Origin of the sequence: Rhizobium sp. WSM4643 (genome assembly GCF_025152745.1) — a bacterium.
Classification (GTDB): Bacteria; Pseudomonadota; Alphaproteobacteria; order Rhizobiales; family Rhizobiaceae; genus Rhizobium; species Rhizobium leguminosarum_I.
Genome location: NZ_CP104040.1, coordinates 283,396 through 309,438 on the forward strand (window position 1 = coordinate 283,396; position 26,043 = coordinate 309,438).

Annotated in this window: 26 protein-coding genes; 15 read left to right on the forward strand and 11 right to left on the reverse strand. The window is 60.3% G+C overall.

Annotation, left to right across the window (positions count from 1 at the left end):
* Positions 1-18 precede the first annotated feature (18 nt).
* The 8 genes from N1937_RS01420 to N1937_RS01455 all read left to right on the forward strand — a co-directional run bounded on the left by N1937_RS01420 (position 19) and on the right by N1937_RS01455 (position 7,387).
* Positions 19-744 (forward strand): SDR family oxidoreductase, encoded by a 726-nt coding sequence (locus N1937_RS01420; RefSeq protein WP_260057266.1) that lies wholly within the window; start codon positions 19-21, stop codon positions 742-744.
* 11 nt (positions 745-755) lie between these two features.
* Positions 756-1,529 (forward strand): SDR family NAD(P)-dependent oxidoreductase, encoded by a 774-nt coding sequence (locus tag N1937_RS01425; RefSeq protein WP_260057267.1) that lies wholly within the window; start codon positions 756-758, stop codon positions 1,527-1,529.
* 137 nt (positions 1,530-1,666) lie between these two features.
* Positions 1,667-2,491: a class I fructose-bisphosphate aldolase gene (locus N1937_RS01430; protein WP_260057268.1), complete on the forward strand. Its 825-nt coding sequence runs from the start codon at positions 1,667-1,669 to the stop codon at positions 2,489-2,491.
* 22 nt (positions 2,492-2,513) lie between these two features.
* Entirely contained in the window at positions 2,514-3,668 is a 1,155-nt protein-coding gene (locus N1937_RS01435) for a Gfo/Idh/MocA family protein (RefSeq protein ID WP_260057269.1), read from the forward strand.
* Positions 3,668-4,339 carry a D-lyxose/D-mannose family sugar isomerase gene (locus tag N1937_RS01440; protein WP_260057270.1) on the forward strand — a complete coding sequence of 224 codons (672 nt, stop codon included), beginning with the start codon at positions 3,668-3,670 and terminating at the stop codon, positions 4,337-4,339. Before N1937_RS01435 ends, N1937_RS01440 begins: the two co-directional genes overlap by 1 nt.
* Complete coding sequence (locus N1937_RS01445; RefSeq protein ID WP_260057271.1) at positions 4,339-5,397, forward strand: carbohydrate kinase family protein; 1,059 nt, start codon at positions 4,339-4,341, stop codon at positions 5,395-5,397. Before N1937_RS01440 ends, N1937_RS01445 begins: the two co-directional genes overlap by 1 nt.
* 108 nt (positions 5,398-5,505) lie before the next feature.
* Positions 5,506-6,294 (forward strand): L-iditol 2-dehydrogenase, encoded by a 789-nt coding sequence (locus N1937_RS01450; RefSeq protein ID WP_260057272.1) that lies wholly within the window; start codon positions 5,506-5,508, stop codon positions 6,292-6,294.
* Between the two features lie 82 nt (positions 6,295-6,376).
* Positions 6,377-7,387, forward strand: a complete 1,011-nt coding sequence (locus N1937_RS01455; protein ID WP_260057273.1) for a zinc-dependent alcohol dehydrogenase family protein — start codon at positions 6,377-6,379, stop codon at positions 7,385-7,387.
* Here N1937_RS01455 and N1937_RS01460 read toward each other — a convergent pair.
* On the reverse strand, positions 7,384-8,415 hold the full coding sequence (locus N1937_RS01460; protein WP_260057274.1) for a LacI family DNA-binding transcriptional regulator: 1,032 nt from the start codon (positions 8,413-8,415) through the stop codon (positions 7,384-7,386). The genes N1937_RS01455 and N1937_RS01460 overlap by 4 nt on opposite strands.
* A 248-nt stretch (positions 8,416-8,663) precedes the next feature.
* Between N1937_RS01460 and N1937_RS01465 the strand changes: the two genes are divergently transcribed.
* Together N1937_RS01465 and N1937_RS01470 are read left to right on the forward strand one after the other, a co-directional pair.
* The gene (locus N1937_RS01465) at positions 8,664-9,314 is read left to right on the forward strand and encodes an esterase/lipase family protein (RefSeq protein ID WP_260057275.1); all 651 of its coding nucleotides are present in this window, start codon (positions 8,664-8,666) and stop codon (positions 9,312-9,314) included.
* A 74-nt stretch (positions 9,315-9,388) separates the two neighbouring features.
* Positions 9,389-10,534 carry a right-handed parallel beta-helix repeat-containing protein gene (locus N1937_RS01470; RefSeq protein WP_170256305.1) on the forward strand — a complete coding sequence of 382 codons (1,146 nt, stop codon included), beginning with the start codon at positions 9,389-9,391 and terminating at the stop codon, positions 10,532-10,534.
* Positions 10,535-10,567: 33 nt separating this feature from the next.
* Here the strand turns inward: N1937_RS01470 and N1937_RS01475 are convergent, their stop codons facing one another.
* The 3 genes from N1937_RS01475 to N1937_RS01485 form a co-directional block, all read right to left on the reverse strand.
* Complete coding sequence (locus N1937_RS01475) at positions 10,568-11,593, reverse strand: acyltransferase family protein (protein ID WP_311202850.1); 1,026 nt, start codon at positions 11,591-11,593, stop codon at positions 10,568-10,570.
* A gap of 67 nt (positions 11,594-11,660) precedes the next feature.
* A complete protein-coding gene (locus N1937_RS01480; protein WP_017966986.1) occupies positions 11,661-13,016 on the reverse strand; it encodes an O-antigen ligase family protein in 1,356 nt (451 codons plus the stop codon).
* 43 nt (positions 13,017-13,059) lie between these two features.
* On the reverse strand, positions 13,060-13,794 hold the full coding sequence (locus N1937_RS01485) for a GDSL-type esterase/lipase family protein (RefSeq protein WP_260057276.1): 735 nt from the start codon (positions 13,792-13,794) through the stop codon (positions 13,060-13,062).
* A 236-nt stretch (positions 13,795-14,030) separates the two neighbouring features.
* Here N1937_RS01485 and ku (N1937_RS01490) point away from each other — a divergent pair, with 236 nt between their 5' ends.
* Positions 14,031-14,837, forward strand: a complete 807-nt coding sequence (gene ku, locus N1937_RS01490; protein WP_260057277.1) for a non-homologous end joining protein Ku — start codon at positions 14,031-14,033, stop codon at positions 14,835-14,837.
* A 165-nt stretch (positions 14,838-15,002) separates the two neighbouring features.
* On the opposite strand, the gene ku (N1937_RS01495) is transcribed toward ku (N1937_RS01490), so the two are convergent.
* Genes ku (N1937_RS01495) through N1937_RS01505 form a run of 3 tightly spaced genes read right to left on the reverse strand, consistent with a single transcriptional unit; the run spans position 15,003 to position 16,413 of the window.
* Positions 15,003-15,857, reverse strand: a complete 855-nt coding sequence (gene ku, locus N1937_RS01495) for a non-homologous end joining protein Ku (protein ID WP_260057278.1) — start codon at positions 15,855-15,857, stop codon at positions 15,003-15,005.
* Between the two features lie 18 nt (positions 15,858-15,875).
* Entirely contained in the window at positions 15,876-16,106 is a 231-nt protein-coding gene (locus N1937_RS01500) for a DUF2188 domain-containing protein (RefSeq protein WP_162117845.1), read from the reverse strand.
* 46 nt (positions 16,107-16,152) lie between these two features.
* Positions 16,153-16,413, reverse strand: a complete 261-nt coding sequence (locus tag N1937_RS01505; RefSeq protein ID WP_260057279.1) for a hypothetical protein — start codon at positions 16,411-16,413, stop codon at positions 16,153-16,155.
* Positions 16,414-16,558: 145 nt separating this feature from the next.
* On the opposite strand from N1937_RS01505, the gene N1937_RS01510 reads away from it, so the two are divergent.
* From N1937_RS01510 to N1937_RS01520, 3 genes are all read left to right on the forward strand, one after another.
* Positions 16,559-16,987 carry an OsmC family protein gene (locus N1937_RS01510; RefSeq protein ID WP_170256300.1) on the forward strand — a complete coding sequence of 143 codons (429 nt, stop codon included), beginning with the start codon at positions 16,559-16,561 and terminating at the stop codon, positions 16,985-16,987.
* Positions 16,988-17,067: 80 nt separating this feature from the next.
* Positions 17,068-18,519: an FAD/NAD(P)-binding protein gene (locus tag N1937_RS01515; protein ID WP_260057280.1), complete on the forward strand. Its 1,452-nt coding sequence runs from the start codon at positions 17,068-17,070 to the stop codon at positions 18,517-18,519.
* 215 nt (positions 18,520-18,734) lie between these two features.
* Positions 18,735-19,640: a DMT family transporter gene (locus tag N1937_RS01520; RefSeq protein ID WP_260057281.1), complete on the forward strand. Its 906-nt coding sequence runs from the start codon at positions 18,735-18,737 to the stop codon at positions 19,638-19,640.
* Between the two features lie 15 nt (positions 19,641-19,655).
* Here the strand turns inward: N1937_RS01520 and N1937_RS01525 are convergent, their stop codons facing one another.
* Genes N1937_RS01525 through N1937_RS01540 form a run of 4 tightly spaced genes read right to left on the reverse strand, consistent with a single transcriptional unit; the run spans position 19,656 to position 25,615 of the window.
* Entirely contained in the window at positions 19,656-21,275 is a 1,620-nt protein-coding gene (locus tag N1937_RS01525) for a VOC family protein (protein WP_170256298.1), read from the reverse strand.
* 21 nt (positions 21,276-21,296) lie between these two features.
* Positions 21,297-22,892, reverse strand: a complete 1,596-nt coding sequence (locus tag N1937_RS01530; protein ID WP_170256297.1) for a response regulator — start codon at positions 22,890-22,892, stop codon at positions 21,297-21,299.
* A 4-nt stretch (positions 22,893-22,896) separates the two neighbouring features.
* Positions 22,897-23,322, reverse strand: a complete 426-nt coding sequence (locus N1937_RS01535; RefSeq protein ID WP_017966997.1) for a response regulator — start codon at positions 23,320-23,322, stop codon at positions 22,897-22,899.
* Complete coding sequence (locus N1937_RS01540) at positions 23,309-25,615, reverse strand: sensor histidine kinase (RefSeq protein ID WP_260057282.1); 2,307 nt, start codon at positions 25,613-25,615, stop codon at positions 23,309-23,311. The genes N1937_RS01535 and N1937_RS01540 overlap by 14 nt, the downstream gene beginning before the upstream one ends.
* 28 nt (positions 25,616-25,643) lie before the next feature.
* Between N1937_RS01540 and N1937_RS01545 the strand changes: the two genes are divergently transcribed.
* On the forward strand, positions 25,644-26,021 hold the full coding sequence (locus N1937_RS01545) for a response regulator (protein WP_170276774.1): 378 nt from the start codon (positions 25,644-25,646) through the stop codon (positions 26,019-26,021).
* Positions 26,022-26,043 lie beyond the last annotated feature (22 nt).

A 26,043-nucleotide genomic window follows, 5' to 3' on the forward strand; every position in this document is an offset into this window, starting at 1 on the left:
AGACAGGAGGAAAAATCGATGACGGAATTGAATGGGAAGATCGCGGCGGTCACGGGTGCTGCGTCCGGAATAGGGCTGGCTTCGACGGAGGCAATGCTCGCCGCTGGCGCGACGGTCGTGCTGGTGGACCGCGATGAGAAGGCCCTTGAGACGGTTTGTGCCCGGCTTGGCGAGCGCGCTATTCCGCTCAAGATCAACTTGCTGGATTCGAGCGAGTGTGCGGGACTGCTCGAGGGCATCCTGTCGAAGACCGGCAAACTCGATATCCTGCATGCCAATGCAGGCACCTATATCGGCGGTGACCTGATGGAAACAGATCTCGATACCATCGATCGGATGCTCAATCTCAATGTCAATGTCGTCATCAAGAATGTTCGAAACGTCATTCCGCACATGATCGAACGTGGCACTGGCGACATTGTCGTCACCAGTTCCGTCGCCGGACATTCGGCGATCCCATGGGAACCGGTCTATTCGTCATCGAAATGGGCAATGACATGCTTTGTCCAGACGATGCGACGCCAGCTTCTGAAAAATGGCATTCGTGTGGGATCGGTTTCTCCAGGGCCTGTGATCAGCGCTTTGCTCGCGGACTGGCCGGAGGAAAATCTTCGCAAGGCGAAGGAGGCCGGAGCCTTGATCGAGCCCAAGGAAGTCGCTGACGCCATCATCTTCATGCTGACCCGGCCGCGCAACGTTACCATCCGCGATATCGTCGTGCTTCCCAGCGCCTTTGACATTTGAGGAGACGTGAGATGAGCTACCAGCAGAAATTTCGCCTCGACGGCGAACGTGCGGTGGTCACAGGCGGAGGGCGTGCGATCGGTCTCTGCTGCACCGAGGCGCTGGCGGAGGCAGGCGCCGCCGTCGTTGTCATCGAACGCAGTGAGGCTGACGCTGAGCAAGCGCTTGCCCTGTGCGACAGAGGCTACGACATCGAAGTCCGGGTCGGCGACGTCACCGACGCGGCCCGAATGGACGCGATCGCAGCCGAGCTCGCCGATGGCGGGCGTCCGGCGACCATCCTGGTGAACAATGCCGGAATTGGCCAGAACGGCATCCCGGCGGAAAATCTCACCGACGCCGATTGGTTGCGCATGATGGACGTCAATCTGAATGGCGTCTTCTGGTGCTCGCGCGCCTTCGGCCGTCCGATGATTTCGATGAAACGTGGCGCCATCGTCAATCTGGGCTCGATGTCAGGTCACATCTGCAACCGGCCCCAGCCTCAGACGGCCTATAACGTCTCCAAGGCGGCGGTCCATCACCTCACGCGCTCGTTGGCCGCCGAGTGGGCGCATCACTGCATCAGGGTAAACGCCGTCGCGCCCACCTACATCGAGACACCGATGGTGATGGCCGTCGAAGCCAATCGCGAGCGTATACCGCTCTGGCTCGCCGACACGCCGATGGGCAGGATGGGAACGCCGGAGGAGGTAGCCAGCGCCGTCCTCTTCCTCGCGTCGGATGCGGCCAGCCTGATGACCGGGGCGATCGTCAACGTCGATGCAGGGTTCACCTGCTGGTAGCCTGTCGCGGACGAGGCGCGAGCGGCGCCTCGTCCACACCTGGAAGCCAGTATGGAAACGTTACCACATTGTCTTGACTCGCATTCCTGCTGCGTTTATCCAAATGTGGAAACGTTGCCATACTGGGAGGAAGCTTGATGAAATCCGCGCGATTGAACCGACTTTTCGGCGTGTCTGGAAATTGTTTTGACGTTGCCATCGATCACGGCATGTTCAATGAACGAACCTTCCTCGCCGGCATCGAGAACATGAAGACGGCCATCGAGGTGATCGCGGACGCGGCGCCGGATGCCATTCAGCTGCCGCCGGGTACGGCACCTCTTCTGCAGGCGATCCCCGGCAAGCATCGCCCGGCACTGGTGCTGCGCACCGACATCGCCAACATCTATGGCAATCCCCTGCCGTCTCAGCTGTTTTCCGAAATGATCGACAGGGCGGTGGAGCAGGGCATTGCATTGGATGCTGCTTGTGTCGTCGTCAATCTTTTGATGCTTCCGGACCAGCCGGAAGTCTATCGCGCCTGCGTACGCAATGTGAACAGCCTGAAACGTGAATGCGAGATCTACGGCATGCCGCTGATGGTCGAGCCGCTCGTCATGCAGGACAATTCCAAGGGCGCCTACATGGTCGATGGCGCGATCGACAAGATCTTGCCGCTCGTGCGCCAGGCGGCTGAACTTGGCGCCGATATCATCAAGGCCGACCCCTGCGACAATGTCGAGGAATATCACCGCGTGGTCGAGATCGCCCAAGGCCTGCCGGTGCTCGTGCGCGGCGGCGGCCGCGTTTCGGATCAGGAAATCCTGATCCGCACCAGAGAGTTGATGGAGCAGGGCGCCCGTGGCATCGTCTATGGCCGCAACGTCATCCAGCATCACAATCCCGCCGGCATGACGCGGGCCTTGATGGCGATCGTCCATGACAAGGCTTCCGTCGAGCAAGCTTCGCTGCATATTGGCTGATGCGCGTCTGGGAGGAGATGTCATGACGAAAATATTCCGCTTCGGCGTCATCGGCTGCGGTCTGATGGGACGCGAGTTCGCGAGCGCTGCGGCGCGCTGGCTGCATCTGGCCGATGTCAAGACGCGACCGGAAATCGTCGCCGTCTGCGATACCAACGCGACGCTGCTTGACTGGTTCAGGGATCATGTGCCGACTGTTCGCCAGTTCACCGCCGACTATAAGGAGCTTTTGGCCAATCCCGAGGTCGATGCGGTCTATTGCGCGGTCCCGCATGTGCTGCACCAGCAATTCTACATCGACATCCTGAAGGCTGGAAAACATCTTCTCGGCGAAAAGCCCTTCGGCATGGACGCCGCGCAGAACCGGGAGATCATGGCGGTTCTCGCCGAGCATCCGGAACTTCTGGTCCGCTGCTCGTCGGAAATGCCTTTCTTCCCCGGCGCGCAGAAGGTCATCGCGCTCGCAAAAAGCGGCGAGATGGGGGATATAATCGAAGTCGAGGCGGGTTTCCTGCACTCTTCGGATATCGACCGGCAGAAGCCGATCAACTGGAAGCGCATGGCCGATATCAATGGCGACTATGGCTGCATGGGTGATCTCGGCATGCATGTGCTGCACGTGCCGCTGCGTCTCGGCTGGCGCCCGACGACCCTGCATGCACAATTGGTCAAAAAGGTCACCGAACGTCCTGACGGCAAGGGCGGCATGTTGCCCTGCACCACCTGGGACAATGCCACGATCAGCAGCCGCGTGCGCACCGGGGATCAGGATTTCCCGATGGTGCTGAAAACCTGGCGCATCGCGCCCGGCGAATCCAACACCTGGTACCTAAGAGTTCTCGGCATGAAGAAGAGTGCGTTCTTTAGCACGAAGTCGCCGCGCCAGTGGCAGTGGATGGACTATAATGGCGGAGCGCAGGCTTGGAGTACCGAGGATCTGGGATATGGCTCGCTATTTCCGGCCATAACAGGCAAGATTTTCGAATTCGGTTTTGCCGACGCCATACAGCAGATGTGGGCGGCCTTCGTCGATGAGCTTGCCGGTGGGAATGCCAATGGTTTCGGCTGCGCGACGCCGGCCGAGGCGCAGGCGCATCACGCAGTCCTGACGGCAGCTCTCAAGTCCGGTCGCGAGGACGTCGTGGTGCCGGTCGAGTATGACGGGGCGTCAGCCTGATGCAGCGTTCTGCGATCAACGCCGCGTTGCTGCGGGCAACCGAGAGCCTCGAGCGCTGGCACTGGGCCCTGCCGGCATGGGGTTCCTGGACGGCGGCGGATTTTGCCGCTCATCCAGAGGCTTCAGCCTATTTGCGCGCCCATCAGCTGGGTTGGGATGTCACTGACTTCGGCTCGGACCGCTTCGCCGAATGCGGTCTCGTACTCTTCTGCCTGCGCAATGGCATCGTCGATGTCTGGGGTGAACGGACCTATGCCGAAAAGCTGCTCTTCGTTGGCGAAGGGCAGGTCACGCCGGCCCACCGTCATGCGACGAAGATGGAAGACATCATCAATCGCGCCGGCGGTGATCTCGTCATCGAATTCGCCGCAAGCGATATAGGCGGCAATGTGCTGACGGAGGATGTGACGGTTCCGGTAGACGGGCTGGCGCACCGGCTCGCTGCATGGGAACCGCTGGTACTTGAGCCCGGGCAGAGCGTGACGATCCGCACCGGGCTCTACCACCGCTTCTACGGCAGGAAAGGCGGCGGACCTGTGCTTGTCGGCGAGGTCAGTCAGGTCAACGACGACAACAGCGACAATTTCTTTCTGGAGCCGATCGCACGCTTTGCCGCGATCGAGGAAGACGAGACGCCGCTGAGACCCTTGTGGAACGAAGGAGTCAACTGATGCGAGCCGGGGAGGAGGTTTGCGATCGCGACGGTCAGAAGCAGGGCGGCATCGTTTGCGCGGGGAACTTCATCGTCGATCGGGTCCACACCCTGTCCTATTGGCCCGATCAGGGCAATCTAGCGCATATTCTGCACCAGGATCTGGGCGTGGGGGGTGGGGCGGCCAATGTCGTCACCGATCTGGCGTCGCTCGGATTTCCCGGAAAGCTGGCGGCGGCGGGGTGCATCGGCGCCGATCAGGACGGCGAAATCGTCAAGGCCCGCCTCGCAGGTGCCGGCGTCGATGTCGGTGGGCTGACGGCGTTTGCCGACCGGGTGACGGCGCATACGCATGTCATGAATGTGCCCGGCCAGAACCGGACCTTCTTCTATCATGGCGGCGCCAACGATGCTGTCACGGATGAGCTTGTCTCACCAGCAGCCTTCGCCAAGGCCGGCTATCGGCTGTTCTATCTCGGTTATCTCATGCTGTTGCCGGGTCTCGACCGCATCGGCCCTGACGGCCGTTCGGGAGCGTCGCGCCTGCTGGAAGCGGCGCGCCGCGCCGGCCTGACGACCTGCGTGGATTTCGTATCGAGCGAAGATCCGGAATTTGCAAAGAAGGTCGGCGTCGCTCTGCCCTTCTGCGATTATCTGATCATCAACGAGATGGAGGCGGGTCGGGCAACCGGCGCTATCGTCCGCGATGCGAAGGGAGATTTGATCGAGGCGGGGCTTTTGGAAGCGGGCGAGCGCCTGCTTGCGGCCGGTGTCGTCAAGGGCGCGATCATCCATGCACCGGAAACCTGCTTCTGGTTTGCATCAGGCGCTTCCACGATCATCACGCGTTCACGACCTGTCGATCCCGATGACATCGTCAGTACCGTCGGCGCAGGAGACGCTTTCTGCGCCGCCGTGCTCTATGGCCTGCATGAGAACTGGCCGGTCGAGCATATCTGCGCCGTCGCCCATGCCGCAGCTGCGCGTTGCCTCAAGGGGGCGACGGCCACAGATGGCATCCCCGATATGTCCATCCTTCTTCGCGAGGCGAAGGAGACGAACCCGCAATCCGCTTAGCCCGTTGGCGTCGCCTCAGGAGGGCGGCTCCGACTATCGTTCAGTCAAAAGGGGAGGAGCAAACATGAAGCTATTCGTTACAGCAGAAGCGACCGGGGAGGCAGTGCGATGACATATGCGGAAGCGGCGCGGCTCTCCGACAAGGTGGCATTGGTCACAGGAGGAGCGAGCGGCATCGGCAAGGCGGTATGCGAACGCTTCGCCGCCGAAGGCGCGAGGGTTGTCGTGGCAGACCTCGACGGTGAACGATGCGCACGGGTGGCAGAAGCGATCGGCCCTCAGGCCTGGGGTGTCGCGCTTGACGTGACCAGCCAGGACAGCATCGAAGAAGCTGTACGCTTCACTATATCAACCGCCGGTCAGATCGACATCCTGGTCAACGCCGCAGGCATTTACGATGTCGAGTCCATCCTGGAAATATCCCGGGAGCGGACCGCTAGGGTATTTCAGGTCAATATCGAAGGGCTGATCTTCATGACGCAGGCCGTTGCCCGACACATGGTGGAGAGAGGGGAAGGTGGACGCATCATCAACTTCTCGTCCCAGGCTGGCCGTCGGGGCGAAGGACCGGCGGTGGCTTACTGCGCTTCCAAGGCGGCCGTCATCAGCATCACGCAAAGCTGCGCTTTGGAGCTGATCCGTTACGGGATCAACGTCAACGCCATCGCTCCCGGCGTCGTCGATACGCCGATGTGGGACATCGTCGATGCAAAACTCGGCAGCCGGGAAGGTTTGAAACCCGGTGACGTCAAGCGCCGCGTGGCCGCCGCCGTCCCCGCCGGACGATTCGGCGCGCCCCACGAACAAGCTGCCATGGCGGCCTTCCTGGCCGGGCCAGATGCAGCATACATCGTGGCGCAGTGCTACAATGTCGACGGCGGAAATGTCATGAGCTGAGTGCTTGAGCCGTGCCCGGGATGGTCGATGCCAGTGGGCGGACGTGTCATCAGCACAATCACTTGAGTTTTGGAGGAGTGAAATGAGGGCTGTACGCTTGGAGTCGATCGGGTCTTTGACCATGCGCAGCGTCGAGAAGCCGGTTGCCGGGCCGGGCGAGCTGCTTGTCCGGGTTGCGGTGGCCGGCATCTGCGGTTCCGATCGCCACATGTATAAGGGCGAATATCCGACAGCGATCCCGGTGACGCTGGGGCACGAATTCTCCGGCATCGTCGAAGAGATCGGCGATGGGGTGACACGGTTTACCGGCGGCGAGTTGGTGACGGTCGACCCGAATATCTCGTGCGGCACCTGTCGGGCCTGCAGGCAGGCGCGGCCGAACTTGTGCGAGAGCTTGACCGCCATCGGTGTCACACGAGATGGCGGCTTTGCCGAATATGTGGTGGTGCCGCACGCCCAGGCCTTCGTCCTGCCGGCCGACCTCGATCCTGTTCACGGCGCCTTCAGTGAACCGCTGGCCTGCTGCATCCACGCCATCGACAAGGCAAGGATCCGTCCGGGCGACAGCGTTGCGATCCTCGGCGGGGGCGTGATCGGTCTGCTCATGGTACAACTGGCCCGCCTGGCTGGGGGAGGCGAGATCGTTTTGATTACGCGACAGCAATCGAGACGCCAAACCGCTTTGCGCCTGGGAGCCACGCACGCCTTCGAACCGGCCGCTTCGGATACAATCGCTTCTGTTCGGGAGGTCACCAAAGGCGGCGCAGACGTGGTCATCGAGTGCGCCGGCGTCAGCGACACGCTGCAAAGCGGTCTGAAAATGGCGCGGCGCGGTGGCATCTTCGTGCTTTTCGGGGTGACGCCGGCAGGTGTCGAGGTGCCGGTTCTGCCCTTCGATCTGCTGGTAAACGAAGTCGATATCAGGCCCGCCTACCTCAATCCCTTCACCCATTCGCGCGCTGCGTCAATGGTCGCGAGCGGGGCGTTGGAACTGGATGCATTGGTCACCAAAACCATCGGTCTCGAGGAGGTCGCCGACGTGGTGGGCAACGCGCCATTGCCAGGCGAGATCAAGGTCATCGTCCGACCCTAGCTTGGCCGCGTCCTGCGAACAGTGCCGGTGGAATCGCGCTCGATCAGGGTGACCGGCACTTTTACGATCGCGCCTTGCCGAGATTCGTACCCTGTTTGGTGCTCTTCGATCAGCGCTTCCAGCAGCCGTGCTGCCTGCTGTCCGACATCGCGGATCGGCTGCGCGACCGTTGTCAGCCGTGGAAAGACGTAGGCTGCCTCCGGCAGGTCGTCGAAGCCTACGACCGAATAGTCGTTCGGAACGGAAAATCCGCGATCCTGGATGGCATGGATGGCGGCAATCGCCGAAACGTCGGTCGTGCCGATGATCGCGGTGACCTCAGGTCGAGAGGCCAGCAATTCCCGCGCCAGCCGGTAGGTCTCTGCAAAGCTGTGCTCTTCCGCCATCGCCACGGTGGCAGGCGCGATCGCATCTTTCGCCATCTCCGCCGTGATGCCCTGAAGGCGAAGCTGGATCGGCTGACTGTGGGCCGGCGCGCCGACGATGGCGATTGCCCGGTGGCCGAGGCCCATCAGATGGCGCGCCATCAGCCGTCCGCCCTCCTCGTGATCGGCCATGACAGCATCGTCGGCAATGCCGCTCAGCTCGCGGTCAATGGCGATGATTGGAATGCCAGCGTCCCGCAGCACCCCGAAATGCTCGATGCTGCCGAAGGCGCTTGCCACGATGACGCCGTCGACGCGCTGAGCGAGCAGCATCGAGATATAGCGCACCTCATGGTCCATACTTTCCGCCGTGCTGCAGATCAGCGTCTGATAGCCGTGCTGAAACAGTTCCTGTTCGATCGCATGGGCGAGGATGCCGAAGAAAGGCACCTCGATCGACGGCAACATCAGTCCGATCATCCGGCTTGGTGCACCGCGCAGCATACGGGCACCCTTGCTGGGCGTGTAGTTCAGTGTTCGGATAGCCGCCTCGACGCGATCTCTGAGCTCAGGCGAGGCATAACCGCTGTTGTTGAGCACGCGCGAGACCGAAGAGACTGACGTTCCTGCAAGCTTAGCGATATGTCGGATACTGGTCGTCACGTACACGCATTTCTTTCTCTACAGCGCCGGCGTCTTTAAGACGCGCATAGGAGGCTAGCACAGGAGCGGTCGAACATTCATCAGAAGGACTGCTGAAGTTCACCTTCATTTCAGCATCCACTAGATCACTAGCGGGACGCCGCATCAAGCGCGCCGCTATTCGAGAACGCCGGCTGTCGTGACAAGCTTCACCGTGAGAGCTAGAAGGATAGGCGCCTCATCGATAGCAGCCCGTTGAGCGGATACTGATGAACGACACAGTTCTCCTGTTTCACGGAATTGCCCGGACGAAGAAAAGCATGGCGAAGCTCGCCGGCTTCCTGTCGGCCCACGGGTATCGGGTTGTGAACGTCGGTTACCCCTCCACCAAGTTTTCGATCAGCGACCTCGTCGACATCATCCGACCTGAGATCGACGGCGCTGCGAAGGAGGCAGGCGACGGCCGGGTCCATTTCGTCGGTTATTCGATGGGCGGGCTGATTGTCCGCGCTTTTCTCAGGAACTATCGCCCAGCCAACCTGGGGAGAGTTGTGATGGTCGGAACGCCGAATAGCGGCAGTCAGATTGCCGATTTCCTCAGGAACTGGCCCTTGTTCAGGAAGGTCTATGGACCGGCAGGACAGCAGCTAATTACCGATCAAACCGCGATGACGGAGCTGTTTGGCACTGTCGATTATGAACTTGGCATCATCGCCGGGAATCGGACCATCGACCCGGTCTCTTCCCTTATCATCGGCCTCAGGGTTCCGAATGATGGAAAGGTTTCGGTGGAGAGCACCCGTCTCGACGGCGCGTCGGCGCATATCGTCATTCCGGCAAACCACACTTTCTTACCCGTCAACAAGACGATGTGGAGCGAGACACTGTCGTTTTTGCAAGATGGGCGGTTTACAAGCTGAATATCCACATATTCAAACATCCGCCACATGCCCTCTGCTTAATTCCCCGCGGCACCGGTATCGAAGGAAATGCAATGACCGCCATCCTGCGAAAGAAAGTTCACGGCGCGTCTACACGCGGACAGGTCATCGATGGTGCGCCCGATGTCGGCGTCGGCTATCAGGTGTTTTCCGATACGGTGATCGAAGACGTTATCGTCAAGAATTCTCCTCGAGGCTTCAAATTTCACAATGGCAAGAATCTCACCGTCAGGCGCTGTGAAACGGAGAATGTAAACGGCGACGGCATCTACCTGACAAAGACGACGCACGTGTTGCTGGAGAATAATCGCATCGGCGCGGCGCCGGGCGAGGGAGCAGACTGCTGCCAGTTCGCCTATCAAAACAGCGACGACAATATCAGCTCCGATATCGTGATCCGCGGCAATCTCTTCCTGCAGACGCCGGCGAGCGCATCGAACAAGGGCGCGCTGGTCTGCGACAGAACTCGCAAATACCTGGTCGAATACAATTTCATCGGCGGCAAGAATTTCTCCTTTTCGTCGATTGGGGATGACGCCGTGGTGCGCAGCAACATCATGCGCGATGGCAGGATGAATGATTATTCCTTCGGCTACGGCATCGCCGACAAGGCCGACCACGCCGGGCATCACGTTTATGACAACTGGATCGAGAACACCAATCGTGGCGTCAGCCTGAGCGGCTTTTCGGATCAGGAACTGGCATTTCGCAAAGACATCGATATCCACGACAACGTCATCAGCCAATGCGACATCGCGTTCTTCGCCAATCGACCGTGGTCCGGGAGCTTTCGGCGCAACATATTCCTGCGGTGCGAACAGGACATGGTTCTCAAGGGAAACGGCAAGGCGACTGCGGGTGATATCGATGGCAACTATCGCAACGATGGCAGCTTTCTGAATATCACCCCGCCGCCGCTTCGCTTGAAGCCTGACGGCAAGGCTTCCGTTGCCTCCGGCGAATGGACATCCGAGCCCGACGAAATCCGCATCCAGTGGCGTGACAAGGGGATCGACATCCCAGGTGCCAATCGGCCTTCCATTACGGTTGAGCCTGGCATGGAATTGTCATGCGTCTTGCTTGCCCGCAAGGCGCAGAACTGGATGCTGGCGATCGCTGAGACTGCCTATGACGACTTCACGCCGCGCGCATGGCAAGAACATAGGCTGCTTTGGCAGAAGCGCTATCTCTCGATTTAAGCGGTGCGACCGAGAACCCGGATCGCGCCAAAATCAGGATCGACGCCAGCGAAGTCTCATGGCCTTTCCGGCGCTGAGCGCTTTGCGCACCGGTTCATCGTAGAGGCGGGTGACGATGATGGCCAATAGGACGATCAATGGAAGAACGATGGCAAAGATCGCCCAAGCCGGCGGTTGCCCCAGGCCAGCGGCTTTCAATGCTCCCAATAGCAAGCCGAGCAGCGGAACATGAATTGCATAGAGCGCGTAAGACGCCTCTCCCGCAATAAGAAGCGGCTGTCGCAGCACGCCATCGAAGTTGGCTGTGTAAAGGACAAGCACGGCGATCGGAAATAGAGCAGTGATGACAATCAGGTCCTTAATGCCAACCAAGGCGGCGGGCGCCTGGAAAACGAGAAGTGCAGTCGCGACGACGATGACAGCCACTGCTGCTGCTTTTCCGATGCCTGAAGGGGAAAGCCGCTCACGGTAGCGGTACATCAAGATGCCGAGGGTGAAGGAAAAGAGAACGCGGGGAAAACCGGAGAGCAAAGCGCCGTCGAGTGGGATCAGGTCGGCGCTTCCATGGGCCAGCGTTTGCGCCGCCAGCCAAACCCATGACGCCAGCAGGATGAGTGCGAGCACGCCGCTGGACAGCATTCTCGCCGCATAGCCGTAGGCGAGGTTGATCACGATCTCCAGGAACAGGGACCATGACGGACCGTTGAAGGGGAACAAGTTCGGCGCCTTCAGCGATGTTCCACCGATCGCCGGCAGGAAGAACATCGAGGCAAGCAACGAGGTGGCAAACAGCATGGGATCCATTTGCTGATTTCTGCTGAGCGACATACCTGCATATGCGAGTACGCCGAGCAACAAACCGAGCAGATAGAGGGGATACAAGCGGATGAGACGCTTGATGGCGAAATCATTGGCAGAGAGCGTAGACTCCTGAATGAGTTTCCTCTCATAGGCGTGGCCGATCACGAAGCCGCTCAGACAAAAAAACAGGTCGACGGCGAGGTAGGCAGCAGGTGCTGCATCAAATCCGACAAACCCTTCGGTGTGATGCATTGCCACACAAATAGCCGCCAGGCCGCGAATTCCATCGAGGCCGACCAGTCTACGATTATTTGAACTCATCTTTTTAGCCTGATGCATGTTGCGCGCCTGCCTGGGTCGGTTTGCGGAAGCGGGACAGGAACTCCGGGCCGAGGCTCGTCAGTGCGATCACGGTATGGGGCCATAGGATGAAGGGGGCCAGCATCATTCCGGCTTCGGTGAACGCGCCGATCAGGATCAGGAGGATAATGACAACCTCCTTCCTCTTGGTGATGGCGAGCGCTTGATTGAGGGGTGACGAGGTCATCTTCCCCACGAGCCGCACCACCACGAACGACGTCCAGATGATGGTGGCGGGTATGCCCATGTTCAGCGCAAGTTCGATATAGGTGTTGTGGGTGGATTGAGCGTCCCAGGTAAGGCGAACATATTGCTCCATGATTTCGGGCTGTCGGAACAAGGCAAATCCCCAGCCGGTAAGGGGCCGCTCGAAGATCAGCGGCAGCAACTGTTCCCAAACATTCGTACGTCCGCTGAGCGTAAGGTCTTTCCCGAATGACTCGGCAATCGCCTGTGCCACACCCATCAATGCGACGGAGACGACAAAGCCCAGCAGGGCGAATGCAAGAAGAACGACGAAGGATCTGAAGATCCGGCCTGGAAAGCGCTGAATCCAGCTCATTCCGTAGTATACGGCTATTCCGATCGAAAGCAGGATGATCGCCGTCGATGATTTCGCCAGCACGATGAGCACGAGGTAGAGCAGCATTGCCGCCCATCTCAGGAGATCATAGTAGCGCAGACGCCACATCGGCAGGGCCGGCAGTAGCAAGATGAAGTTTGTTGCCGAGAACTGGCCGAGCATGTTTTTGTGGTAAAATGCCCCTTTCACCATCCCGGCATAACTGCCTCTCATCACCGCGAACCGCGGAAAGGCTGCTGTGTAAAGAATATTGATGAAAGCCGTTGCAATCGCAAACTTCGCCAGGCTTTCAAATGTGTCAACGGCTCCGTAACGGGCTCGGTAAAGAATGGGTCCAGCTGTCAGCAATGCGACGGCGACGAGGGCTCGGAGCGAGGCTCCGACGCTGACGGAAAAAGCAATCGAGAGAAAGACGCATAAGCAGACTATGCCGACCAGCGGCGAGGCGCTGCGAATCAATTCGAAGATGCGCCTGGGCTCCAGGATGCAGTAGAGGCCAATGAGTGGAACGAGCGACATCAGCAACAGTCGCATCGGCATGGGGTCTTTGCCGACGCCCTCCTGGAAGTCGGCCGGCAGCCCATACCACATGCCGGTCGCTCTCCAGAGGGAAATATAAAATATTGCCGAGAGGACGATCCGCACGAAGGTTTCACGCCGAATGCGATATTGCGCGCGAGCTCTGGGTCTATGTCTTTGCAGGCCAATCGGTTGGTAGCTGTCAAATGAGGTGCTCATGACATTCCGCCTTGCGTTTTGGTAACCACCTGAGCGGCAAAAATCAAAGCTGTAGACCCGCTGCGGCGAGGAAGCTCGTGATCAGCTTGTATGCCCCTTCATTAAAATGAAGATGGTCAGGCTTGTAGTTGGAACATTCTTTATCGCTTGGCTTACCGCACCGCAACATATCATCGTTCATTTGAACAAACGTGACACCCGGCATTGCAGCCAATGACGATGCGACAAGCTGGTTGGCCGGAATTCGCACATCCTCGTAGAAGGCATAGCGCTTGCCCCGAGGCGGTATGGATAACGCATAAATATGGGCGCCTGGCCAAAGAGCGCGAACCTTGCTGACAACAGCGACGACACCAGCTGCCACGGCGGATGGCGCAGTTTTCGCACCCAGGTTGTTCGTGCCGATAAGCACGACGACATCGGCGGGATGGAAATCCGGAAGGTTTAGACCATCGAGGCGGTACAGTGCATTTTGCGTGGTATCCCCAGCGACCCCGAGGTTCATCACCGGGCGCGTGGGAAAGCTGTCCTTGATCCAAGGCTGCCAGAGCTCGATGAGTGAATCGCCGACAAGAGCCAGATTGTATCGGGCCGATTTGTCGCGGTAGCTGGGAAGAGCGCGATCATATCTCTTGTTTGCCGGCTTTTGTTGAGCCAGCGCATTCGACACCTTTGCAGGGTCGGGGCATTCCTGTGCGAAGGATGGGCCAGCATTGCTGACAATGAAAAGGAAATTCAATGCGAGGACGATGACAAGGTTGGCGAAGGGTCGCAACATTCAGATTACCGATATCCTGACGTCTTGGGGCTTTCATTATTGAAGAGGAAAATGGCGGTGGCAAGGAGAGAGTGGCTCTGGCCTCTCCGCCCGCAATGCTCGGCACCGTTGGCAGCCGATCCATGAAATGGAAATCACTGACCGCATCAGATCAACGAAGTCTTCAATTGCCGGAACCAAAGACCGAAGCCGCCGTTGATTGCCATGCCCAACCGTGTCCGGGAGACAGGACAGACATGGCACGTCAGACATTCTGGAAAGGTTATCTCAAGCTCTCGCTCGTCACCGCCGCCGTCTCGCTGACGCCGGCGACGACCGAAAGCAACAAGGTCCGTTTCCATGTCCTCAATCGCCAGACGAAGAACCGCGTCGAAAGCCGCTATCTCGACAGCGTCACCCATAAACTGGTGGCCGAGCGGGACCAGGTGAAGGCCTATCCGCACGGCGAGGACGACTATGTTCTTCTCGAAGACGAGGAGATCGAGGAAGTCGGGCTCGAAAGCACCCGCACCATCGAGATCGACAGTTTCGTGCCGCGCGGATCGATCGATTGGATCTGGTACGACAAACCGCATTTTCTGGCGCCCGAGGACAAGGTCGGGGTGGAAGCCTTTTGCGTCATCCGCGAGGCGATGAAGGCGAATGACGTGGTCGGCATCGCCCGGCTTGTCCTTTACCGTCGTGAGCGTGCCGTGCTGTTGGAGCCGCAAGGCAAAGGCATCGTTCTCTGGACCCTGCGCTATGGCGACGAGGTGCGTGAACCCGTGGCTGAACTCGACGACAAGACCGAGATCGACAGCAAGCTGCTGACGCTGATGACGCAACTTGTGAAGGAAGAGACGAAGGATTGGAGCCCCACCATGGTGCAGGACCCAATCCAGAAACGCCTGAAGTCGATGCTCCGCGGCAAGCAGAAGAGCCTGAAAAAGGCCGCGCCCGCGAAAAAACCTGCACCCGTTAAATCGACGGGCAATGTCATCAATATCATGGATGCGCTGAAAAAGAGCCTGGCCGCGGAAGGCGGCCAGAAGTCGCGCCAATGAAAAAGCGGCCAGCAATATATAAATCAAAGACTTAAAACGCACCGCGGGAATCCACTTTGACGCGCTTCAGGTCCAGCGGCTTCGCCGGCACGACAAGCTGATGCATTCGCGACGAGGTCGGGTGCGCCTGAGATTGCCTATCGCCCGCCAAGGGGCGAGGCCATCTCAGCTTGCCTTCTTGCTGCGGCCGTCGCTGCGCGCCGGCGCCTTCTTCTTCGCCGGGGCCTTCTTTGCTGGCGCTTTGCCGCTCATCTTGGCACTCTGGCGCAGCGCTTCCATCAGGTCGACGACCTTGCGTTCCGGCGGCTGTTTCTTCTTCGGTGGTGCCCGGCCCTCGATTTTCGCCTTTACCAGTTCGACGAGGGCAGCCTCGTAGCGATCTTCGTAATCGCTTGGTTCGAAGCTGCCACGCTTGGTCTCCAGGATATGGCCTGCGAGTTCGAGCATCTCCTTATCGAACTTGACGTCTGGAATGTCTTTGAAGACGGTATCGGCCGAGCGCACCTCGTAGTCGAAATTCAGCATCGTCGCGACGATGTAGTCGTCATGCGGACGGATCAGCAGCGTCCGGTTGCGCCGGAAAAGCACGGCTTCGGCCAGCGCCGCGACCTTGCCGTCACGCATGCCCCTAGCGATCAGCGACAGTGCCTCCTCGTCGTGTTCGTCGACGGGCGCGAGATAGTAAGGGCGGTCGAAATAAAGCTTGTCGATATCGTCATAGGCGATGAAAGCCTTGATATTGAGGACCTTGTCGCTTTCCGGCATGATTTCGGCGATCTCGTCGCCCTCGATGACGATGTAATCGCCATTCTCCATCTGATAGCCCTTGACCTGGTCGCCCCGCTCGACCGGTTTGCCGGTCTCGCTGTCGACGAATTGCCGTTCTACCCGGTGGCCGGTCCTGCGGTTGATGATATTGAAAGAGACACGGTCGGAGGAGGAAACAGCGGTATAGAGCCCGACGGCACAGGCAAGGTCGCCCACCTTGAGATGACCTTTCCAGCTTGCCCGAGCGGCCATTCCATCCTCCGCAGCCAATCAGAGCCGGCTGCCGCTCTTGTCGGTGTCGATTGGCAGGACTTCCCAGCCGCCATCAGGCGCGGGATAGGCGAGCAGCGCATCGCCATCGCCGATCTTCTGCCTCGATGCAGCGTCCTTGGCATGGACAATTGCTTCATCCGCTGTCGCATAGGTTTCCGAAAGTGTGTCGCCGAGCTTATAGGCCCAGCCATTGTCATGCGGCACGACCTGATAGGTGATATCGGCCATCTCGGATCTCCTCTTCTCAACTAAATAGGGTGCGGGATGTCGTCGGCTACTTCCGATGTGGTTTGCGCCGTTCGTCGAGCGCAATGATCTTCTCCAGCGATGCGATATCCTCGCTGGTGACGACAGGAACCGGATCGGCAGCGATGGCTTCCAGCACCTCCCGCGAGATCGCGCCGTTTCGGATCGCCCATTCCAGCGTTTCGCGCGTCTCCCGCTCGGCCTTCAGCTGCGCATAGAGTGCAACGATCAGCCGATCGCGAGCATCCATCCGCCGGCTCTGGTTATCCACGCTGCGGACATCAGGCATCGCAATCCACCTTTGTCACTGATTTCGTTCAGGTGTATTCAACTGATGAGGGATGGAAAGGTTCCGAATCCGATGGGCGGGCCATTGCCATTGCCGCGCTGGGCGGAAATCACCATCTGCAGGATATTCGCAAGAGGATTTCAACATGGCCGATCTCAAGGCTCGTCCCCGCCCGACCGGCGCTACCGCCGTTCTCGGCCGTACCGGTTTCCCGCACGTCACTTCCGCCACCAAGGGCGAAATCGACATCGTCACCGCGCCGTCACAGCAGGGTTTTAATCCGCTCGATCTGCTCTATTCCTCGCTCTCGGCCTGCCTGGTGCTCAGCGCCCGCATCGCCGCCAGCCAGATGGGCATTCTCGACAAGATCAGCGAGATCACTGCCGAGGTCACCGGCGAGAAGGCGGCGGAAGGCCTTTCGCGCGTCGCCAAGTTCAACATCGCCTTTTCCATCAAGGGCGATATCGATGAGGAAACCCGGCAGAAAATCGCCCATGCCGCCGAAGACGAGATCTGCACGGTGAGCAACACCATCCGCGGCGATCCAGAGTTCTCGACGACGATATCGGGCTAAATCTACATAATAATTATAGACAACTGGGGAGGAGGATTGCGTGACCATTGCCCCGCTTCTATGCTCGGGCATCGAAAGCAATGATCCCGGCCACCATGCAGCCCAAGCCTCTCCCGACGTCTGAACAGCCCGTCGTCGCCATCATCGGCGGCGGTGTCTCTGGCGCCGGCGTCGCCTATCATCTCGCGAGAGCCAACTGCGGCGAGCGCCCTGCCATCGTGGTCTTCGAGCCGCGCGCCGAGCTCGGCCACGGCCTTGCCTATGACACTGCCGATCCGGCCCACCGCATCAATGTTCCTGCCGCCAAGATGAGCCTGCAGCCCGACGACCTGGGGGAATTCCAGGCCTGGATCGAAGCCCGCAACGCCGTCGCCGACGACCCTGAGGCCAAGCAGCCCGAGGGCCTGCTCTTCCCCCGGCGCCGGCTGTTCGGCGATTATGTCGCCTCGCTGCTGAAGCCGCTGCTGGAAGACGGTGCCGTGCGTCATTGCCGCGCCGCAGTGACTGGGGTCGAGCGCGGTGCCGGCCGCTGGTCGATCCTCGACGACAGAGGCGGCGTGACGGAGGCCGATATTGTCGCGATCGCCACCAGCCATCCGCCGCCCGTAGCCCCCGGCCGGCTTGCAAGCCGGCTTGCGGCCCATCCCCGTTTCATCGCCGATACCACCAAGCCCGGCGCGCTCGAGGTGATCCGTCCGCATGATCGGGTGCTGGTCATCGGCAACGGCCTGACGGCTGCCGATGTCATTGCCTCGCTTGCTGGGCGCGGGCATGACGGTCCGGTAACCGCGATTTCGCGCCGCGGTCTGCGGTCTCGCGGGCATGCGCCGGTGCCGCAGCAGCTCTTCGGCGATTTCGTCTCCGATGCGACCCATTCCGCCGTGTCGCTGCTGAGAGGGATCCGCGCCGCCATAAAAGCCGCGAAGGAAGAGGGCATAAGCTGGCATGGCGTGATCGACCAGGTGCGGGCGCAGGGATACGATCTCTGGCACGTGCTGCCGGTTGCCGAACGACGCCGCCTCGTGCGCCATCTGCGTCCCTATTGGGACGTGCACCGTTTCCGTATCGCCCCGCAGGTCGAGGCCGTGCTCGACGCGGCGATTGCCTCGGGCCGCCTCGATATCCTGGCCGGCTCGGTCGCCGATGCCCGCATCGAAGGCGAGTTCATGCTTTGCATCCTGCAGCCGCGTCATCAGCGCCAGCCGTTGGAGCGGCGCTATGACGCCGTCGTCGTCACCACCGGCCCGGCGCATGGCGGCATTCTCGAAACCCAGCCCTGGCTCGCCGCACTCGCGGCAAGCGGTCACCTGTCGCTTGATCCCACCGGCCTCGGGCTTGCCTGCACCGAGCGTTCTGAGGCGATCGGCCCGTCGGGAACGACAGACCCTTCGCTGCTGATCTCCGGCCCGCTGGCGCGCGGCACCTTCGGCGAGCTGATGGGACTGCCGCAGGTGACCGAGCATGCCTTCTTCGTCGCCGGCGAGATCGCCGAAAAGCTACGGACGAGCGCGACGAATAGGCATCCCGCCTGATTCTCCACCAATATGTCGCTCTTCGACTGTCCGCGGTGATCGACTTCTGATAGTCACTCGGCCACTACTGCATAATTCCTTAAATCGGAATCGATTTAAGGATAAAATTATGCAGCAATTTTAAGTGTTACAGCGTCCTTTGCGCGTCTGGAAAGACGCGCGGCGCTGTAATATCCCGCCGGCCCGGCATTCGGGCGACCACAAATATCGAGATCATGTCGCAGGCTGCCTCCACCCTTTCCGAAGCCCCGCCTTCCAATCGTTTCGCCCTTGCGTCGCTTCTTCTCGGCGGGGCGGCGATCGGCGGCTCGCCGATCTTCGTCAGGCTGTCTGAGGTCGGCCCGATGGCGACGGCCTTCTGGCGCGTGGCGCTGGCGCTGATCCCGATCGTCATCGTCTCGCTCATGAAGAAGGATTCGGGGCCGAAGCCGCAAAGCCTTTCCGACTATGGCATGCTGGTCCTGCCAGGCGTGATGTTGGCGCTCGACCTCGGCGCCTGGCATCTTTCGCTCACCATGACGTCGGTCGCCAACGCAACGCTGCTTGCCAACCTCGCACCGGTTTTCGTTACGCTGATCGCTTTCCTCTTTTTCAGCGCGAGGATCAGCCGCATCTTCCTGTTCGGGCTTGTCCTGGCGCTGTCAGGCGTCGTCATCCTGAAGGGCGGACCGGCAGCCATCGGCAATGGCGACCTCCGCGGCGACGGCATCGCGATGATCGCCGCCTTCTTCTATGCCTGCTACATCCTTGCGATCGGCAGGCTGCGCAGCCGCTTCGATACCATCCGCATCATGTTGTGGAGCACGGCATCGGCTGCCGCCTTCATCTTTCCGGTCGGCTTCTTCTACGAAGGTCACATGCTGCCCGCGACCGCCTATGGCTGGTCGATCGTCTTCGGCCTCGCCTTTATCAGCCATGCGGGCGGGCAGGTGGCGATCACCTATGCGCTCGCCTATCTGCCGCCAGCCTTCTCCTCGCTGACACTGCTGCTGCAGCCGGTGGTCGCGGCCATCCTTGCCTGGGCGCTGCTCAACGAGGCGATCGGGACGATGCAGGCGCTCGGCGGCGCCGTGGTGCTTGCCGGCATCATGGTTGCCCGGACATCCCGCGTTCAGGTGTGAAGCCGAGCCCGATCGTCAGCGATTTTCCTGCAGCAGCCATTTCTGGATGATCGGCACATCGGCATCACCGAGATCGTGGCCGCCGGGGATGACGTCGGAATCGACGGTGGCGCCCGAACTCTTCAGCCTCTCCTCCAACTCGCTCGCATATTTGCCGTAGGCATCCGTCTTGCCGCTGATGACGAGCAGGTCTGTGCCCTTCAGATCGGCATGCGGATAGTCGCTGAGAACGGGCATGGAGCGCAGCAGCACCGCCTTATGAACCAGGTTTGGATGCAGATAGAGCAGCGAGTTCAAAAGATTGGCGCCATTGGAGTAGCCGACATAGACGACCTTATCAGGATCGAGCCCGTAGGATTTGACGGCCCCCTCGATGAAGGCGGCAAAGGCCTCGGCCTCGGTCTTGATGTCGTTCTGGTCGAAGGAAAAGGGGGTAATGCGCTTGTACCAGCGCGGAAAACCTTCCTCCGTCGCCCGGCCGCGCACGCCGAGCAGCGTTGCCCGCGGCGCCACCTTGTTCAAGAGCGGCATCAGCGTCGTCTCATTGCCGCCGGATCCGTGCAGGAGCACGAAGACGCTGCCGTCTGGGTCGGGGGGCGTATAGAAGCGATGGACGAATGGCAGCTCGCGATAATTGATGCGCGGCTGGCCGGGCATTGAAAATTGCGGCAGCATCACCTTCAGGTCATGGAGATTGGTGATGGCTTCGGGTGGCGCGAACAGCTTGCCCCCGAGGGCGGCGTGCTCTTCGTCCACGGTCATGCCGGGTTTGTCGGTCGCAAGCTCCACCAGCGTGCCGCCAGGCTCGCGGGCATAAAGCGAGCGGAAATATTTGCGGTCGTGCATGTTGGTCGGTGACGCGTCGGTCGCCTCGAGCGCCTTGCGCACCGAAAGCAGCGTCTCCTCGTCGGCGGCGCGGAAGGCGACGTGATCGACCGTGCCGGTGCCCGGCGCGCCGGACCAGAAGCCGCGAGCATCGCGCACGTCGATGATGTCGCCGGACTGCGACACCAGCCTGTCGATCGTGCCGCGGTTGGCCTGGAAACGGTAACCGAAATGGCTCTCGATGAAGCTGCGGCTTTCGGCGGGCTTCTCCGTCAGCATGGTCGCGCCACGAACGCGCTGGATGGCATGCTCGACCGGGATCGAGGCGCCATCCCAGGCGGCCGGCGATACCAGGTTCTTTGCGCCTGCGAGCTTGAGGATGATGTTGTCGGGGTCCTTCAGCCGCAGCACAGGCTCGCCGAATTCGTCGGCCGGTCCTTCCGAACGCAGGCCGAAGCTCATGGCGCGCGTCAGCCAGTAGCCGATGCTGGCGGGGTTTATCGACAGCGATATTTCGCTGATCTGGCCATAGCCGGCCCGGCCGGGCGCACCATCTTCCCAGGCGAGGAAGGTCAGCAGAGAACCTGGTGTCCCTGCAGCATCGCCATAGAAAAGATGAAGTTGCGCCGTGTCCTCGTAACCGGCCGTCTGCTTGACGAGCCGCATGCCGAGAAATCCAGCGTAGAAGTCCACGTTCGCCTGCACCTTGCGGGTGACGGCCGTGACGTGATGTATGCCTGATACCATCGAGAGCAGTCCTGATTGAAGCGGCGTCGTCAGGAGCGCCAGTATGAGAGCTGCGAAGGTCATACCGTTGCCAATGACCATCGCTTAGTTTTGTTCCGCACAAAGCGCAAGCGAATCGCCGCGCTGCAACAACTCCAAATGTTCGACATCTTCGAGCGCCTCTTCCAGTTGCTGCAGGGTCGGCGGCTTGACCATATAGGCGCGCGCGCCGAGATTTCTGGCCCGCCGCATGTCGCTCTCGTCGCTTGATGTGCTGAGAATGCAGACGGGAATTTGCTTGAGGCGGACATCGGCTGAAAGCGCATGCAGCACCTCGAACCCGTCCATGATCGGCATGTTGATGTCGAGCAGCATCAGGTCGATCTGCGGCACATCGGCGATGGCGGCGCGTTCTTCGAGCAGCCGCATTGCCTCGCGTCCATTGGTGGCGACATGCAGGTTGAAATTCACCTTCTCCCGCCGCATCAGCTTGATCTTCAGAATCTGGATGTCGGCCGGGCTGTCTTCCACCAGCAGCACTTCGGCCAGCCTGCCCGAACCTTCGCCTGGCTGCTCCGCCGGCCTGGCGCTGTGCGGGATGGCCGATGCGGCAGGCGGCGTGGACCTCGCCTCGGCGAGCGGCACTTCGAGAATGAAGATGGCGCCCGGCCCGTTTTCTGCCTCGCACCAGATCGAGCCGCCATGCATCTGTGCGATGCGGCGGCAGATGGCAAGGCCGAGCCCGGTGCCTTCGATGCCGCGGCCGACGAGGCGCTTGAACGGCTGGAAGATCAGCTCGCGATGCTCAGGATCGATGCCGGGCCCGTTGTCACGCACGGTGAGGCGGCAGATATCGCCCTGCGCTTCGCCTGCGATGCTGATCTCCGGAACTTTCTGCTCGCAATAGCGGATGGCATTCGACACCAGGTTCTGCAGAAGCTGGGTCAGCAGCGTCGCATCGCCCATCACCTCCGGCAGCGCCCCGCGGATGATGATGGCGCCACGGCTTTCGGTCTGCTGACGCAGATTGTCCTCCACTTGGTCGAGCACATCAGAGAGCGAGACCGGCCTGAGCTCCAGTCCGCCGTAGGCCTCGAGCCTGGTGAAACCCGAGACCTTGACGATCAGGTCTTCCATATGGTCGGCGGCGCTGAGCACGTAATCGAGCAATTCCCGGTCTTCGGCCGGAAGCGCGGCAGAACCGTGCAGGATGCGGCTGAAGGATTTGATCGTCCGGAGCGGCTCCTTCAGATCATGGGCCATGGCGCGGGTGAAGATCTCAAGCGATTGCCGCTTCTGCTCCAGCTTTGCTTCCAGCATGCCGTGCATGATGGCGTTTTGGATGCAGCGATGCAGTGTTTCAGGCGAAAGCGAATCCTTTGTCAGATAGTCGCGCGCTCCGCTCTTCATCACCTCGACAGCCACGGTTTCGTTGCCCTGGCCGGTCAGCATGATGACGTTGGCGGCAGGATCATCCTCCAGGATATCGGCGAGAACGCCGAGCCCGTCGCGACCCGGCAGCGAATAGTCGAGCAGGATGCAGTCCGGCCGTTTCCGTCCGTTCAGTGAAAGGCCCTCTTCGCCCGTCTCCGCCTCCACGACGGTATAGGCAGTGCTGGAAACGCGGCCCAATATGCGGCGATAGACCTCGCGATCGTCGATGTTGTCGTCGATGATGAGAATGGAGCAGTGTTCCGCCAATCTGTCAGTCCTCGAGCGGCAGGATCGCGATTTCGAACCAGTATTCCTTCAGCCGCTGGATCGCGGCGAAGAGCCCGTCGAGATCGACCGGCTTCTGCACATAGGTATTGGCGCCGAGCGCATAGCAGCCATCGATGTCGCGCTCGTCGTCGGAGGTCGTGAGGATCACCACCGGGATCTTGCGCCAACCGGCGTTCGACTTGATCGCCTCCAGCGTCTTGCGGCCGTCAAGACCCGGCATGTTGAGATCGAGCAGGATCAGTCCAGGTTTCGGCACCATCGAGGCGAGCATGTCGAGCGCTTCTTGACCGGAGGCCGCCCAGCGGATCGAGTTGCGCAGGTTGGTGCGTTTGAAGGCGCGCATCGTCGCTTCGAAATCGTCCTCGCTATCCTCGACGATCAGGATCGGTTGCGTGTCACGCTGCTGCATTCTGCCCCTCGCGCTTTTTTCCCAGGGTGAAATAAAATGTCGTGCCGGTGCCGACTTCGGATTCCAGCCAGATATCGCCGTTGTGCCGCGCGATGATCTTGCGGACGAAGGTAAGGCCTGCTCCGGTGCCGTCGTCGGAATCCTGCGACTTTTCCAGCCGCTTGAAAATGCGGAAAATATCCTCGTGGAATTCCTGCGGAATGCCCTTGCCGTTATCCTTAACGAAAAACACGTTGCGGGCAACCGTGCCGTCCTTGCCGACGAACCGATCGAGGTAACCGATCGAGACGAGCGGCGCCGGCTTGTCATTGTATTTGATCGCATTGGTGATGAGATTGCGGAAGACTTCGGTCAGCCGCGGCGCGTCGCAGACCACCTCCGGCAGCCGGCCGTCGATGATGACCTTGGCATGCCGCTCCTCCAGCAACAGCTCCATGGTTGCGACGACGTCCTTGACGATCAGGCCGATATCGGTGCGTTTGACCGCCAGTTGCTGCCGCCCGAGCCGGGAGAAATAAAGAAGGTCGTTGACGAGTTTCTCCATGCGCTGGCTGAGGCGCACGAGCCGGTTCAGCCGGCGCACGCCGTCCTCGTCGAGCTTGTCTTCATAGTCCTCCAGGAGGAAGCGGGAATGGTTGTGCAGGCCGCGCAGCGGTTCCTTGAGATCATGCGAGGCGATATAGGCGAATTCATCGAGGTCGTGGTTGCTGCGCTCGAGCTCGGCCGTATAGGCCTCGAGCTGGGAAAGCGTCGTTTTCATCCGTTCTTCCTGGCGGACGCGTTCGCTGATGTCGCGCACGATACCGACAAAGGTCTTCGTTTGGCCGGTGACGACTGCGCTGATGGAAACATCGATCGGAAAGACGATGCCGTTCTTGCGTCGTCCGGAAACCGTGCGGGTCGTGCCGATGATGCGCTCCTCGCCGGTCTGCCGGTAATGGGCGAGGTAGCCGTCGTGCTCGGAATGGTAGGGTTCGGGCATCAGCATCTTGATGTTTTTGCCGATCGTCTCCTGCGGGGAGTAACCGAACATGCTTTCAGCCGCCGGATTGAAATTCTTGACCGTTCCACGCTCGTCGATGACGACGACGGCATCAGGAGTACCGCGCACTAGCGCGCCGAAGCGGACGCGCTCGCTTTCCAGGTTATAGTTGTTGCGCATGAAATAGAAGACGAGGATCGCGATCAGCCAAAGCGTGGCAGCCGTAATAGTGCGGTTGGCGATTTCCTGCCAGAACGCCGTCTCGTTGTGCTTGACGGCGAAGAAGCCGAGCATCAGGAGCACGGTGCAGGCAAAGGCGAAGAAAAGCGGCGCATTTCTGTTTCCGAACCAGAGGGCCGTCAACACCAGCGGCACGTAGAGAATGCCGTTGGCAACACCCAGCGGCGTATAAAGATCGACAAGAATGCCAGTGAAGCAGACCGCAGCCGGGATCCACAGCGGGATCTGCGCCCGGTTTGTCGGCTGCATCCACCAGGAGCGGGCGAGAAGCCCCGAGCCGAAGATCACTATGCCGATCGCCGTATGCAGCGCCATCGCCGCGTAGGGTCCCCAGCGGTAGCCCTGTTCGGCATCGGTGACATAGCCGGCCAGCGCGATCATGCCGAGCGTGATGACGACATAGCTCGTCAGTTCCTGCATCACTTGGCTTATCGACTTCTCCATGTGGAGCGAGAGCAGCAGCGAAAGATTGGCGATCAGGAAGACCAAAGCGGTGTTCGGCCCCATGCCGCCGCCGATCTTGGCGATGAAATCGGGCGGAACCAGGAAGCGCGTGATCGACATGTCGACATTGTGAAAAGCCCGCCCGATGGTGACGATTTCCACGAGCCGGGCCGCAGCGATCGCTGCCGCAAGCCCCGCCAGGATCGTTGCCGTTACGCGAAAACGGCGGGCCGCCAGTGTCGAGGCGGCAAGCCCCACGCCGGAAAGCACGAAGCAGAGAGCAGTGTTGAAGGCCATCGACGGAAAGCCGGGAACCAGCGAAATGACAATCTCGACCTGCAGTAGCCAGCCGGCAAGGGCCGTCACCCCGAGAAGGAACATCAGGCAGCCGACCGCAATCGCAAAGGCACGGTAGTGCCGCCTTGGCTGGTCCTGCAGGTCCACGTTGCCCTGATCCTGCACTCGTGTCTCCTCCTTCGGTTCGCGCGGCCATTTTTTCCGAAATCGAGGAATACTCAATAGGCAAGGCGGGGCGGTGCCACGCTTTTTGCGAAATGATCTGCGATAAGGTATATCGAATTTCAGTGGAACCGCGATATGGTGATGTCGAAGGACAGCGAGGTTCATTCGAACAATATCCAAATTACGGTGCTAGATGACCACCCTATTTTATGTCGACGACAGCAAGGATGATCTCTTCTATCTCGACTATATCTGCAGAAGGCAGCAGATAGACGTCGATCTATTCTGTTTTCCCACGGCCGAAATGGCGCTGGAAGCGCTGGAGATGCGCGCGGCGGAAGGCAAGACCTCGCCTGACCTGCTCGTCGCCGATCTCTACATGCCACTCGATAGCGGCATCGGCCTGATCACTCGGTTGCGCCTGGATGATCGTTTCAAGGCGATGCGGCTTGCTATCTGCAGCGGATCGGATGCTGCCGAGGATCGCGCGCGTTCGCTCGAGGCCGGCGCCGATGCCTATATGGAAAAGCCACTTGACCTTGCCGCGATCATTCACAATCTTGAGATGTAGAAAACGGCGAAAGCCGGATGAC

Bases quoted from the DNA above. Each gene is read 5' to 3' on its own strand.
- N1937_RS01455 (WP_260057273.1), top strand. From the start codon at position 6,377: ATGAGGGCTGTACGCTTGGAGTCGATCGGGTCTTTGACCATGCGCAGC.
- N1937_RS01480 (WP_017966986.1), bottom strand. From the start codon at position 13,016: ATGAGCACCTCATTTGACAGCTACCAACCGATTGGCCTGCAAAGACAT.
- N1937_RS01545 (WP_170276774.1), top strand. From the start codon at position 25,644: ATGACCACCCTATTTTATGTCGACGACAGCAAGGATGATCTCTTCTAT.
- N1937_RS01510 (WP_170256300.1), top strand. From the start codon at position 16,559: ATGGCCGATCTCAAGGCTCGTCCCCGCCCGACCGGCGCTACCGCCGTT.
- N1937_RS01420 (WP_260057266.1), top strand. From the start codon at position 19: ATGACGGAATTGAATGGGAAGATCGCGGCGGTCACGGGTGCTGCGTCC.
- N1937_RS01540 (WP_260057282.1), bottom strand. From the start codon at position 25,615: ATGAACCTCGCTGTCCTTCGACATCACCATATCGCGGTTCCACTGAAA.
- N1937_RS01525 (WP_170256298.1), bottom strand. From the start codon at position 21,275: ATGACCTTCGCAGCTCTCATACTGGCGCTCCTGACGACGCCGCTTCAA.
- N1937_RS01515 (WP_260057280.1), top strand. From the start codon at position 17,068: ATGATCCCGGCCACCATGCAGCCCAAGCCTCTCCCGACGTCTGAACAG.
- N1937_RS01440 (WP_260057270.1), top strand. From the start codon at position 3,668: ATGCAGCGTTCTGCGATCAACGCCGCGTTGCTGCGGGCAACCGAGAGC.
- N1937_RS01425 (WP_260057267.1), top strand. From the start codon at position 756: ATGAGCTACCAGCAGAAATTTCGCCTCGACGGCGAACGTGCGGTGGTC.
- N1937_RS01520 (WP_260057281.1), top strand. From the start codon at position 18,735: ATGTCGCAGGCTGCCTCCACCCTTTCCGAAGCCCCGCCTTCCAATCGT.
- N1937_RS01430 (WP_260057268.1), top strand. From the start codon at position 1,667: ATGAAATCCGCGCGATTGAACCGACTTTTCGGCGTGTCTGGAAATTGT.
- ku (WP_260057277.1), top strand. From the start codon at position 14,031: ATGGCACGTCAGACATTCTGGAAAGGTTATCTCAAGCTCTCGCTCGTC.
- N1937_RS01500 (WP_162117845.1), bottom strand. From the start codon at position 16,106: ATGGCCGATATCACCTATCAGGTCGTGCCGCATGACAATGGCTGGGCC.
- N1937_RS01445 (WP_260057271.1), top strand. From the start codon at position 4,339: ATGCGAGCCGGGGAGGAGGTTTGCGATCGCGACGGTCAGAAGCAGGGC.
- N1937_RS01435 (WP_260057269.1), top strand. From the start codon at position 2,514: ATGACGAAAATATTCCGCTTCGGCGTCATCGGCTGCGGTCTGATGGGA.
- N1937_RS01535 (WP_017966997.1), bottom strand. From the start codon at position 23,322: ATGCAGCAGCGTGACACGCAACCGATCCTGATCGTCGAGGATAGCGAG.
- N1937_RS01505 (WP_260057279.1), bottom strand. From the start codon at position 16,413: ATGCCTGATGTCCGCAGCGTGGATAACCAGAGCCGGCGGATGGATGCT.
- N1937_RS01485 (WP_260057276.1), bottom strand. From the start codon at position 13,794: ATGTTGCGACCCTTCGCCAACCTTGTCATCGTCCTCGCATTGAATTTC.
- N1937_RS01465 (WP_260057275.1), top strand. From the start codon at position 8,664: ATGAACGACACAGTTCTCCTGTTTCACGGAATTGCCCGGACGAAGAAA.
- N1937_RS01470 (WP_170256305.1), top strand. From the start codon at position 9,389: ATGACCGCCATCCTGCGAAAGAAAGTTCACGGCGCGTCTACACGCGGA.
- ku (WP_260057278.1), bottom strand. From the start codon at position 15,857: ATGGCCGCTCGGGCAAGCTGGAAAGGTCATCTCAAGGTGGGCGACCTT.
- N1937_RS01450 (WP_260057272.1), top strand. From the start codon at position 5,506: ATGACATATGCGGAAGCGGCGCGGCTCTCCGACAAGGTGGCATTGGTC.